We start from the raw sequence: 12,041 nt of genomic DNA on the forward strand, positions 1-12,041 counted from the left end.
CCGCTTTCTCCTTTGACCAAACCCCACTTGATTCTTGATGAAGTCTATCGAACTCACCTTTAAGTGAAGCCAACCCTAACCAATCAAATTAACCATAAGTCGAGGTCAATATGATGTCTGACAATAAAAACAGCTCTAATGATAATCGGCAAGAGTCCAATCTCAAAGCCGTGCCCTTTTTTGTTCGTTACTTGGAAGGACAACTAGAGTCGCTGACGGAAGAAGAAACCGAGTTGATCTATGGAGGCATGGACTGTCCAGGCAATAATGGAATCGAAACGAGAAAATATCCCTCTGACAGCGACGAAGAAATTGCTATGACGCTAAAATACCCTTCTGACAATGAAGAAGGAGTTATTGGGCCTCCTGTGACGTTAAAATTTCCTTCTGACCAAGAAGATCCCTCCGGTTCACCTTAAGTCTGTCAAAATTTAAGCCTTCTGCCCTATGCCCTAATAATTAAACCCCAAAGATGAGCAGCTCCCAGGATATTGTTTTATTGCTTACCCACAGCGGAGATTACTTTACTGTAGATAAAGTTGCTCAAGCTCTATCTAAACGGGGGGCATCTCCTTTCCGCCTTGATACGGATCTGTTTCCTCTAGAGGTGCAACTCTCTGCTAGATTGAGTAATTCAGGATTGAAGCATCAAATTCGCTATGGCGATCGCTCTATCAGTACAGAACAAGTAAAAGCTGTGTGGATGCGTAGACTTTGGGAGCCAAAAATGAATCCCCAAATGGAGCCGCATTTGCAGTCAGGATCTATTAGAGAATCTAGAGCCGCACTCGATGGCTTTTTGGATAGCCTCCATAAACTGCGCTGGGTCGATGCTTTGCCAAGAATTAGAGAAGCGGAGAACAAGCTACTGCAACTGCGCATCGCTGCTGAAGTCGGGCTTACCATTCCCCAAACGCTAGTCACTAATGACCCCACTGAGGCAAGACAATTTTTCCAAGAATTGGAGGGGTCAATGGCGGCTAAGTTGTTAACTCCGCTCTCCTATAGTATGGGGAAATCCTCTTTGTTCATGTATACCAGTGCTGTCCAGGAACAAGATTTAGCAGAGGCAGAAACTCTTCGTTATTGTCCAATGGTTTTTCAAGAAAAAATTCCCAAGCTCTGTGAGTTAAGAGTCATCTATGTCGCAGGAGAGCTCTTTGTCGGGGCCTTGGAGGCATCTCGTTATGACGGGAAAACTCTTGATTGGCGAAATATTAGTCCCGAGGATTGCCCCTGGGAATCTCACCAAATAACAGAAGAAATTTTTGGGCAACTAAATTCATTGATGACTAGATTGGGATTAACCTATGGCGCGATCGATTTAATTCAAAAGCCCAATGGCGAGTATATTTTTCTAGAAGTGAATCCCACAGGGGAATGGGGCATGTTGGAGCGAGATTTGAATTTGCCTATTTCTGATGCGATCGCGAAAGCATTATTGAATTGAATTTATCCCTTTTCGGGATTTACCTAATACCTAACACCCAATACCTAATACCTAACACCTAACACCCAATACCCAATACCTAACACCCAATACCTAAAACCTTTACCTCACAATTAACTTAATTTTGCCAAGTCCTGTTATGAATGTTCTGATTATTACTCACAGTCAAGATAATGAAAGCATACCTTTGGTGAGCAGAGCAATTGAGCAACAAGGTGGCAAAGCCTTTCGTTTTGATACAGATCGCTTTCCTACCGAGATTAGCCTGGAGGTTTATTATAGCCGGGGAGAAAAGCAGTTGATTCTGGCCAATGAATCACAAAAACTAGATCTTAAAGAAGTGTCCGCCGTTTGGTATCGAAGATTTGCTCCAGGAGGCATGATTCCCACTACAATGGACCCTCAAATCAGGCAAGCCTCGATTGGAGAAACTCGTGCAACCATTTTCGGAATGATTGCCAGTCTCCAGGCTTTTCACCTCGATTCGCGAGTTAATGTCGAACAAGCAAAAAATAAACAGCTTCAGCTCCAAGTAGCCCAAGCCCTAAATCTTGAAATTCCCCGCACTCTAACCACGAATAACCCGCAACGAGTCAGAGAATTTGCCCAAGAATGCCCAGGAGGAATAATTACCAAAATGCTTTCTTCCTTTGCGATCTACGATTCCCAGGGACGTGAGCAGGTAGTGTTTACTAACCCTGTTAAACCGTCAGATTTGGAAAATTTAGAAGGTCTATGCTTCTGTCCCATGACTTTCCAGGAGCAGATTCCCAAGGCTCTGGAGTTGCGGACAACGATTGTCGGTAAACAAATATTTACGGCTTCTATCGACTCTCAACGTTTATCAAAAGCTCGTTCTGATTGGCGACGACAAGGGATTGCTTTGTTACGAGATTGGCAACGATATCAACTACCATCAGAAGTAGAAACTAAGTTGCTAGATTTAATGGATTACTTTGGTTTAAACTATGGGGCTATTGATTTGATTCTCACCCCTGATGGTCGCCATGTTTTTCTAGAGATTAACCCAGTAGGAGAATTTTTCTGGCTTGAACGATGCCCTGGTTTGCCTATTTCCCAAGCAATTGCCGATCTTCTGCTCACTTCAAAAAAATTAAAGTTCATAGATGCTAAGTGCTAGAATGATGCAATTCCTTGGGTAAAATCACTTAGGGAATTAATGATCCTATCAAGATTAATTTTTTGTAAATCAATTAATGTCTGGCCACAAAAACATTATTTTAGTGACTGGCGGTTCTCGTTCTGGAAAGAGTGAATGGGCAGAAAGTCTGGCAACGAATAGTAATAAACAAGTGATTTATGTCGCTACCGCAACCCTAGACCCGACAGATCAAGAATGGCAAGCCAGAATATTAAAACATCAGCAAAGAAGACCGACTAATTGGCAAACTGTTACCGAAAATAAAAACCTAGGTCTTGTTATTAAGCAAGCTGCAAGCTCCCAATGTCTGCTAATAGATTCTTTGGGCACTTGGGTTGCCAATTTTCTTGATCTAGAAACCAATGCTTGGCAAAAAATTACTGATAGATTGCTCGATAGCTTAAATAATACTCAGGGAACAATAATCCTAGTCGGAGAGGAAACTGGTTGGGGGATTGTTCCTGCATACAAATCAGGGAGAATATTTCGCGATCGCCTTGGCCATTTGACTAGGCAAATAGGAACGAGAGCAGATACAACCTATCTTGTTGTGGGAGGTCATGCCTTAAATCTTAGTGTTTTGGGGACTCCTTTAGGTATAGATCCTTAACTGTAGGTTACAAATTTAGGTCTTGGGGTTAATTCTCATCTACCATGATTATTGGAGGGATGTGAGAGCATTTTTAGGGATTTATATTGGATATTCTGTTTTTTGAGGTTACGTAACATGGCATCGTCTGAGAAAGTCAAACAATATCTTGCTTGTTGGTTTCAATTAGGCAAGAGGTTATTTGTCGATAATGGCAGGGAAATATTGTGTCCAAAAACAGTGATAATACAAGATAAATATTCTCCAGAGTTTGAGGCCTGTTGGAATAAAGTCCTGAAAATGGAAGGTCACAATTGTTATCTCGAAGGGGTTGAACCAACTATCGATCTTTTGCTCTCTTCTGCTTGGGAAATTGCTTCCTGCGTCAATTGCCAAATGCCAATTCCACGACTAGACCTTGGTTTACAAGCTTCGCCAGGATGCCCTTGCGTTGATATTCCTTTATGGCCGAATACTGATTTGCCTCTGCCTCACTCTCCAATAAATAACAGGTCCCATCTCAACAGGATTAGATCAAGGCTGAACATTAAACATTGAACATTGACGGGCGGCACTGGGTTTGATCGCTGTTCCTCGTTCCCCGTTCCCTATGCCCAAAAGCCTAGACTCACTATGTCTCACAAGTGTTAGGAACTGTGATGTCTATTACTTCCAGTCTCCAAAAAGGACAAAAGAAGACCAATAGTAAGGATGCTGGTATTGGGAATCTTGCAGAAGGGATATTTGTGCTTTGCGAAGGGCTTCTGATTTGGAGATATTCTCTTGAGTCAAAAGTCGATAAAATTCGGTGATTAAACTAACTGTTGAGCGATCGCGTGTTAACCAAATTGTTGCAACTGTACTTTTGGCTCCAGAACAAATAGCCATTGCTGTTAAACCTAGAATAGCGTTAGAATCCTCTGCTACCGTTGTCCCAGACGTGAGAACTAATAATTCGATCGCGCCTTTTGTTTTATTCTTTTCCCTTAACTTACTAAAATAATTGATACTTAGGCGATCGCTCCAGTCCAAGACAAATGCATCTTCTACCTGAGAACTAAATTGAGCATAAGTGGCAAAATGCAGGATAAGTGGGGAACTATTCTCTAAATTATCTAGTTGTTCTGCCAAAGATGAACCGGTAAATTCTTCGTTTAATAAAATCTTGGAAGTGGTAATTTGAGATACTTGTTCAACTTCTCGCTCCACAGATGGCAAATTAGAGAATCCCTGTCTTGCTTGAGTTACGCTTCCGATTAAAAGACTGTATTCTGAGCTCTTGGACGCTTCAAACAGCGGCAATTGCAATCCTGGAATCAAAGCAATATTATATTTTTCAATCAGATATTGCTGTCCATCATGAAGTGCTGCCATCGGTACTCCACGGAGAAAGCCATCAAGAATAAAAACTAAGGTTGTTATTTCCTGTTCTTGTAACATATCTTCAACCGGAAGTATTAGCCAGTTGTAAAGCTTTTGAACATAGGGCAGGACTTCGGAATATGGGAAAGCAGGATCAAGATATTGACTAATTTTCTGAAATATTTTTTCTTGACTGTTTTTATCAATCTCAGACCGATAATATTGTAGTGGTTGCTCTCGAACATCTAAAATAACCTCTAGACTATTATCTAAGACAATCGAATAAATTGCTGCTGCCTGGGGATCTATCTCATTAATGCTTTGTCGCTGATCATCTAAACCAGTAATAAAGAAGAGATTTTCTAATTCTTCCTTTTGCATATCTTCGATCGCAATGCAGGATTCTTCGAGACGAACTTGCTTCTCAACATCATCAAGACTATCTATATCATGAAGTAGCAACTCAACTAATTGACGGTAAAAAGGTTCAATCTGTTGATCAAAGGAAAATTCTAAATCAATATTCACAAAAAATAAGATCTTGTTATAAAAACTCTAACCGCATAATGCTTTCAGCTCAAAATCTCATCGCTTTATCCTTGAGCTCATGGGTCTAGAACCCCGTACACCCGCACGCAATAAGTATACAATTCAGAGGCAAAATATTCATATATCAATGCTTCAAGTCACTGTAGGGTCAGGCTGACCCGAACAAGTCAGTTGGAAAACTAGCAAAAAGCTTGTGGATCAAGCTCTTATCATACCAAGAAGTTGAGCTTTTGGCGATCGCAATAGTACAGCAGAATTAACCATTTGTGCTATGTAGATTAATAATCAAAAATATATTCATTGATAAAGTTTAGCTATTTTTCAGTGAACTTACCATAAAATCCACTACAATAACCTAAATAGAGTGGATTTGACAAAAAAAAGACAGCTTTTGAATTAATCAAGAGCCGTCTTGGAAACACACACGTTAGTTAAGAAAGAAATAATAAGTTCAAATAAAAATTAGTTTTAGGAGGAAAGAAAACTTAGTTGTTTTCTATATCTCTAATATACGTTGATTTACTATGCCACAAGTATAGTTAAGATGAAGTTTAGCCGTCTTTGAGTGAAATTATCATAAAAGATGATGTGACTACTTACGTAAAATCTGAGCAAAGGAAAAACTGTTTTTAAATAATAATCAACCATTGAAAAGTGATGAGGAGCTAACTGTAATTGGGAACTATAAAGCTGGTATGAAGTTTTTATATTTCCTCTTATGAATACAGACAGTGGTCAATTTAACTCCTCTAATAATATTAATAGTCCGAAAACAGCAATCTCTGATGCCAACTCTCTCGACGAACTCAATCTCCAAACAAGTTTTGGTTTAACTAACTCTTCAAGACAGGAAACCGGTTGGTGGGATAGTTTAGCGATCAAGAAGAAAATTGTGTTTGGCGCGATCGCGCTTAGTTTTTCCTCTGCTGCGATCGCAGGTGGTAGTAGTTATTATTTTGCCAATCATCTTAGTAGCTTACTAATTGGTAGCGGCTTAGTCGCGACCATGGCAGGCGCGATCGCCGCTCTCTTGAGCAAAAAACCCCTACGGGAAATTGATGGCGTAAAAGGTGTTGACTCATCTCGCTTAGATCGTCTTTTAAAAGATACCAAACTAGAAGAACTAGAAGTATTGGGCGATAACCTCAACCAATTATCAGGACAGCTAGAAACCCTATCGGCAGAGCAAACCAGAATCAATCAACAACGACAACTCTTTAGTAATCTGACTTTTCGCACTCGTCAAACGACAAATCTCAATCTTTTACTCCAAAGTGCTGTCGATGGAGCCAGAGATATTTTACAGACAGATCGCGTAGTAATTTATCGCTTTAATGATGATCAGACTGGAACAGTGGTTGCCGAGTCTGTTGCTGAAGGATTGCCTAAAGCTCTGGCAGAAGGCATTAGTGATCGCTGTTTTCAAGAAGGTTATTTAGCCAAAGATCCCTTGGGCAAAACTCGCGCCATTAATGATATTTATCAAGAATCTGGCCTAAGCGATTGCTATATTCGTCTGCTGGAACAGTATCAAGTCAAAGCAAGTTTAGTCGTCCCCATTCGCCAACAAGACAAAATGATGGGATTGTTAATTGTCCATCATTGTGGTGCTCCCAGAAATTGGGAAAAAGTTGATCTCGATTTTTGTAATCAATTAGCCACAGAAATTGAATATGGTCTTGACTATATCCAGTTTGTGCAAGGTCACCAACAAGCAAAAAATATAACTTGGTTTTTCGGCAATATTGCTTTTTATGCTCATCAATCCCTAGATATTGATGATGTCTTCAAGGTGACAGTAGATGGGGCTAGAGATATTTTACAGACAGATCGCGTAGTAATTTATCGTTTCAATTACGATTGGAGTGGCACCATAGTTGCCGAGTCCGTCGCCGAAGACTATCCCAGTATTTTAGTCGAAACCATTGATGATCCTTGTTTTCAGGGCAAATATGTCGAGTTATATCAAAATGGGCGTATCAGAGCCATCAATAACCTGCGTAGCGAACCAGGATTAAATGCCTGTCACATTCGTACCCTAGAAAAATATGGAGTCAAAGCTAATTTAGTAGTTCCCTTACGCCAAGATAATCAATTGATTGGCCTATTGATTGCCCATCATTGTCAGGCTCCGAGAATTTGGCAAGAATCGGAAATTGACTTCTTCACCCAACTGGGTACGCAAGTAGAATATGCGATCGACTATATTAATGCCACAGAAAAAATCCAAGCCACAACCGTCGCTGCCAAATTATTTGGAGATATTGCCTTCCGCGCTCGTCAATCTCTTAAACAACAGGATATTTTCCGCATTACAGTCCAGGGAGCACGTCAAGCTCTCAAGGCAGATCGGGTATTGATCTATAAATTTAATCCCGATGGCAGCGGTAAAATTATTGCCGAATCGGTGGTCGAAGGTGGTATCAAAATGTTGAACATTAAGTTCGACGATCCTTTTTTCCAAGAAAGTTATCTCGAATCAGCTCGTCGGCATCGCGCTAGAGCAATTAATGATATTCATCGCGAACCAGAAATTACCGATTTTTATCTGAGAACCCTAGAGCAATATGATGTCAAAGCCAATTTAATTGTCTCAATTCGGCAAGAACATAAATTATTTGGCTTGCTAATTGCCCATCAATGTTCAGCACCAAAAGCTTGGTCCAAAGCCGAAATCGATTTCCTTGCTGAATTAGCAACTCAAACCGAATATGCCCTAGATTATGTGAGTTTTATTGACAAACTAGAAACCGCTCGCCAAAGAGCTGAAACCGCATCTCAGGAAAAAACCCAGCAAACAGAAGCGATTAAAAATCAACTGGCAGTTTTTATCGAAGACCTCAAAGAAATCTTTGCTGGTAATCTCACCGTACGGGCAAAAGTCATTAAAGGGGAAATTGGCACTTTAGGGCAATTTATCAATAAAACCTTGGAAAATCTCCAAAAAATAATTTTAAAAGTGCAAGGGAATACAGGGGAAGTTATTGAAGTTATTCAAGATTCGGAAAGCAATATCAATAGTCTTTCCCATGACGCGCTACGACAAGCCGAATCGATTACCCATGCTTTGGGGCAAATTCAACGGATCGCTGAATCAATTCATGGTGTGGCAGATAATGCCCAATCGGCTAAGCAAATGGTGCAGCAGGCTAATCAGTCCTTAGAAGATGGTGATCTGATGATGAATCGCACTGTAGATGGTATTTTGGCAATTCAAGAAACTGTTGAAGAAACAGCTCAAAAGGTGAAGCGTTTGGGAGAAGCTTCCCAAAAAATCTCGCGAGTCGTCAATTTAATTCGGGATTTGGCCAGTCAGACCCATGTTTTAGCACTCAATGCTTCGATCGAAGCCAATGGGACATCGGGGGAAGGACAGGGTTTTGCGGTAGTTGCCGAAGAGGTGCGATCGCTTTCAGAGCAATCTACCACTGCAACCAAAGAAATTGAACAAATTTTAGAAGAGATTCAAACTGAGGCTAATCAAGTTGCGATCGCGATGGAAGCAGGTCGAGAGCAAGTAATCGCCGGTACAGAGTTAGTCGAAACTACCAGACAAAAACTAACTTCGATCGCCCAAGTCAGCGGCAAAGTTCGTTATCTCGTAGAAGACATGGCCAATGCGGCAACGGTACAAGCTCAAACCTCAATGTCAGTTTCGCAAACCATGCAAGAAGTCGAAACCATTGCCCAGCAGACATCTGCTAAATCCACTGCCAGCCTAGAATCCTTCAACAAGTTGTTAGAAGTTGCCCAAAAACTCCAAACCAACATCACCAAATTTATTGTCGAATGAAGGCAGATGGCAGAGGTGTAAAGAAAAAGCTTTTGACTTTTGACTCTTGACTTTTGACTTATCCATCACTGATAACTGATCACTGTTAACTGATAACTGACACAATGGTTTCTGACTTTCGTCCTCGTGAATCATATCAATTCTTTCTCCAAGAGGCCGTAGAACTTTTGCAAGTTCTCGAAACAGGCATCTTGGAGCTCAGAGCGAATAATAGTACTCAGCATATTAATACTCTGATGCGGACTGCTCATTCGATTAAGGGTGGTGCTGCTTGTGTGGGCTTAAATCATATTAAAGAGATTGCCTACGATTTTGAGCATGTTTTCAAAATTCTTTACCAGGACAGTATTGAAGTCGATTCTGAATTAGAAGAATTATTGCTGAGAGCTTTTGATTGTTTGAAATCGCCTTTAATCGCTGAAATTAAAACAGGATCAAGTGATGCTCAAGCCGATGTCGCCAAAAGCAAACCGGTTTTTCAACAGTTAGAAACCAAATTAAATTCCTTTCCCAGGGCGAATAAATCGGGAACAGAAATACCCTTCGCCCAAGAGATCAAAAGAGGATTGGAAAGATTAGAAACCATTCTCTCTAGTTCTGAAAAGACAGAAATACTCGAAGCTTTAAAAGCGCAATTGACGATATTTCGGGGTTTAGCCAAGATTTCTAATATTGATGAATTTGTTGCGATCGCCAATAATACATTAGATCAACTAGACAAATATCCAGCTTCGGTGGTCAATCTGGGCAAGCAAGCCCTGATGGATTTTCGGATTGCCTACCAAGAGATTACCCATAAACATATTACTAAATCAACCAAAGGTCAGCATCCGCTGGATACGGGAACGCTTATTCTGCCCTCGGAAAATTTGCCCCGAGTTGGCTCTGCTTTTTCCACTGCCACAGAAGAGATTTTCGCCTCGCAACTTAATGGCAAGACACAACCCAAAATAACTCCTGCCCCACCGTCCCAACCCGAACCGCAAATTACCCCGCCACAACCGACCGCCCAAGATAAGCAAAATATCGCATCATTGCCCTTGGGAATTCGCATGGATGTTTCCCGTGTGGAATTAATGCTGAACTTAGTTGGGGAATTAGTTACTCAAGACAATCGATTTTTACTACATAATCAACAAAATGGTGAAACCCTAGTTGCTTTAACCCAATGGTATAACCGTTTTAAGCAATTAAACCAGCATCTGAAATTATGGGTAGATCGTTTGCCCAATGATATTCGACAAACAGAAAGAAGAATTGGCGATCGCATTACCGATTTTTCTGGCAATAACAATTCTCCCAATCAATATCTCAAAACTTCTTTTCAAACTGTAATGGAAGAGTTGGCACAATTAGGAGAAGGGTTACAGGATCTAGCTTTACTTGATCGCGGATTTCAGAAAATATTGAAAACTCGACAAAAAACCATTAGAAAGCTGCAAAAAAATCTCCTAGAAGCGAGTATGCTGCCCATTGGGGAGTTGATTAACCAATTTCCTCGGATTGTGAGGGATATTGCTTTCAAAAGAAATAAACAAGTTAAGCTCGAAATTTATGGTGAAAGAACCTTAGTCGATAAGGCTGTGGTCGAAAAACTCTATGATCCTCTAGTTCATTTGGTATTAAACGCGATCGCTCATGGGATTGAAAGCCCCAACGTTCGTCAAGGTCTTCATAAATCAACCCAAGGAATCGTCACAATCTCTGTTTATCATCAGGGAAATCATACTTATATCCAAGTCAAAGATGATGGCAAAGGTATTGATTGGGAGCATATTCGCAAATCGCTAATTGAAAGAGAAATTTTATCCCGTAGAGAAATTTATAATCTCGATACCTCTCAACTCGCAGAGTTTTTATTCGATTCTGGTTTCTCGACTGCTGATGAGGTGAGCACTATTTCAGGTCGGGGCATGGGACTTTCAGCCGTCAAACGACAGATTAAGAGTTTACAGGGTACGATCGCGGTTTCTTCTGAAGTCAATATCGGCACTAGTTTTACAATTTGTTTGCCCTTAACTCTAACTATTGTTAAATTGCTAGTCTTTAGCATTGCCGGAAATTTGCTAGCAATTCCCGTAGATTCCCTTGTTTCTATTGTTTTGGCCAATAAACAAGATATCAAAGGACAAGAAGACCAACAATTTTATCGTTGGCAAGACCAAGACATTGCTATTTGTCCAGAAGCTTTACTCACTTCCTATCGTTATCCTCGAACATTAGATCCGAGCAAACCTTTGTTGGGCAAAGATTGGCAAAGCTCCCACAAAATTCCTCTATTACTTTTGTCTAATGGCAAAGATATTCTTGCTCTAGAAATTGAACAGATTTTAATGGAACAAGATTTGGTGATTAAGCCCTTTGATATGGCGATCGCACCTCCTGCGAGTCTAATTGGTTGTACGGTTTTGGGGGATGGACGTTTAATTCCCGTTCTCAATTCTCCGGCACTAGTCGATAAATGGTTGCATTATTCGGTTGCGGATTTTGTAATGCCTGAAGCATTGACGATTCCTAGTTTGCCGACAATTATGATTGTGGATGATTCTCTCACGATTCGACAAACTCTTTCGGCAGCTTTGCGAAAGTCGGGGTATCGAGTTATTCAATGTCGTGATGGGTTGGAAGGAATTGAACAGCTGAAGCAGGAAACAAGTATTCAAGCGGCGATTTCTGATATTGAAATGCCGAGGATGAACGGTTTGGAGTTTCTCAGTCGGGCTCGTCAGTTGCGAGGTGATGATTTCCCTGTGATTATGCTGACTTCGAGGATTAGTGATAAGTATCGACAATTGGCGCAAAATATTGGGGCAACTCGCTATCTAAGTAAGCCGTTTGTTGAGCGGGAAGTTTTGCGGAATTTGGAAGAATGTTTGTTAGAGGTTTTGTAGAGAATAGGGTCTATTTTTCCAGCGTTATAGAAATTGTTCGGGGCGATCACTAAAATAAAGCAGGGTTATTAATAATACGTCTGGTGTGAATTAAAATGTACTAATTTGGGCAACTTGGCTCTTCTATGGGATCTGGCGTTGCTGAATCCAGATATGAATTCGTTTCGCGCAAAGGCGCAAAGACGCAAAGAAAGAAGCAAAGAAGATTAGTCCAAAATTCTTTCATGTTTTAAATCAGCAACGCC

The 12,041-nt window shown here is 40.7% G+C and carries 8 protein-coding genes; 7 read left to right on the plus strand and 1 reads right to left on the minus strand.

What is annotated here, in order from left to right:
- Positions 1–110 precede the first annotated feature (110 nt).
- The 5 genes from XEN7305_RS09200 to XEN7305_RS09220 all read left to right on the plus strand — a co-directional run bounded on the left by XEN7305_RS09200 (position 111) and on the right by XEN7305_RS09220 (position 3,759).
- Positions 111–419 (plus strand): microviridin/marinostatin family tricyclic proteinase inhibitor, encoded by a 309-nt coding sequence (locus XEN7305_RS09200; protein WP_006509128.1) that lies wholly within the window; start codon positions 111–113, stop codon positions 417–419.
- Between the two features lie 53 nt (positions 420–472).
- Complete coding sequence (locus tag XEN7305_RS09205; protein ID WP_006509129.1) at positions 473–1,450, plus strand: MvdC family ATP-grasp ribosomal peptide maturase; 978 nt, start codon at positions 473–475, stop codon at positions 1,448–1,450.
- A gap of 139 nt (positions 1,451–1,589) precedes the next feature.
- A complete protein-coding gene (locus tag XEN7305_RS09210; protein ID WP_006509130.1) occupies positions 1,590–2,591 on the plus strand; it encodes an MvdD family ATP-grasp ribosomal peptide maturase in 1,002 nt (333 codons plus the stop codon).
- A 76-nt stretch (positions 2,592–2,667) separates the two neighbouring features.
- The gene (gene cobU / locus XEN7305_RS09215) at positions 2,668–3,222 is read left to right on the plus strand and encodes a bifunctional adenosylcobinamide kinase/adenosylcobinamide-phosphate guanylyltransferase (RefSeq protein ID WP_006509131.1); all 555 of its coding nucleotides are present in this window, start codon (positions 2,668–2,670) and stop codon (positions 3,220–3,222) included.
- A gap of 117 nt (positions 3,223–3,339) precedes the next feature.
- On the plus strand, positions 3,340–3,759 hold the full coding sequence (locus XEN7305_RS09220; protein WP_006509132.1) for a hypothetical protein: 420 nt from the start codon (positions 3,340–3,342) through the stop codon (positions 3,757–3,759).
- A gap of 108 nt (positions 3,760–3,867) precedes the next feature.
- Here XEN7305_RS09220 and XEN7305_RS09225 read toward each other — a convergent pair whose 3' ends face one another.
- Positions 3,868–5,091, minus strand: coding sequence for a CHAT domain-containing protein (locus tag XEN7305_RS09225; RefSeq protein ID WP_006509133.1), 1,224 nt, complete (start codon positions 5,089–5,091; stop codon positions 3,868–3,870).
- 739 nt (positions 5,092–5,830) lie between these two features.
- Between XEN7305_RS09225 and XEN7305_RS09230 the strand changes: the two genes are divergently transcribed.
- Together XEN7305_RS09230 and XEN7305_RS09235 are read left to right on the plus strand one after the other, a co-directional pair.
- Positions 5,831–8,905, plus strand: coding sequence for a GAF domain-containing protein (locus tag XEN7305_RS09230; RefSeq protein WP_006509134.1), 3,075 nt, complete (start codon positions 5,831–5,833; stop codon positions 8,903–8,905).
- 104 nt (positions 8,906–9,009) lie between these two features.
- Positions 9,010–11,796, plus strand: a complete 2,787-nt coding sequence (locus tag XEN7305_RS09235; RefSeq protein ID WP_006509135.1) for a hybrid sensor histidine kinase/response regulator — start codon at positions 9,010–9,012, stop codon at positions 11,794–11,796.
- Positions 11,797–12,041: the final 245 nt, after the last annotated feature.

It is taken from the genome of Xenococcus sp. PCC 7305 (assembly GCF_000332055.1).
Taxonomy (GTDB): Bacteria; Cyanobacteriota; Cyanobacteriia; order Cyanobacteriales; family Xenococcaceae; genus Xenococcus.

What these genes read in the sequence shown, in the direction of transcription:
- XEN7305_RS09220 (WP_006509132.1), top strand. Translation starts at nt 3,340, where the DNA reads ATGGCATCGTCTGAGAAAGTCAAACAATATCTTGCTTGTTGGTTTCAA.
- XEN7305_RS09205 (WP_006509129.1), top strand. Translation starts at nt 473, where the DNA reads ATGAGCAGCTCCCAGGATATTGTTTTATTGCTTACCCACAGCGGAGAT.
- XEN7305_RS09235 (WP_006509135.1), top strand. Translation starts at nt 9,010, where the DNA reads ATGGTTTCTGACTTTCGTCCTCGTGAATCATATCAATTCTTTCTCCAA.
- XEN7305_RS09230 (WP_006509134.1), top strand. Translation starts at nt 5,831, where the DNA reads ATGAATACAGACAGTGGTCAATTTAACTCCTCTAATAATATTAATAGT.
- cobU (WP_006509131.1), top strand. Translation starts at nt 2,668, where the DNA reads ATGTCTGGCCACAAAAACATTATTTTAGTGACTGGCGGTTCTCGTTCT.
- XEN7305_RS09200 (WP_006509128.1), top strand. Translation starts at nt 111, where the DNA reads ATGATGTCTGACAATAAAAACAGCTCTAATGATAATCGGCAAGAGTCC.
- XEN7305_RS09210 (WP_006509130.1), top strand. Translation starts at nt 1,590, where the DNA reads ATGAATGTTCTGATTATTACTCACAGTCAAGATAATGAAAGCATACCT.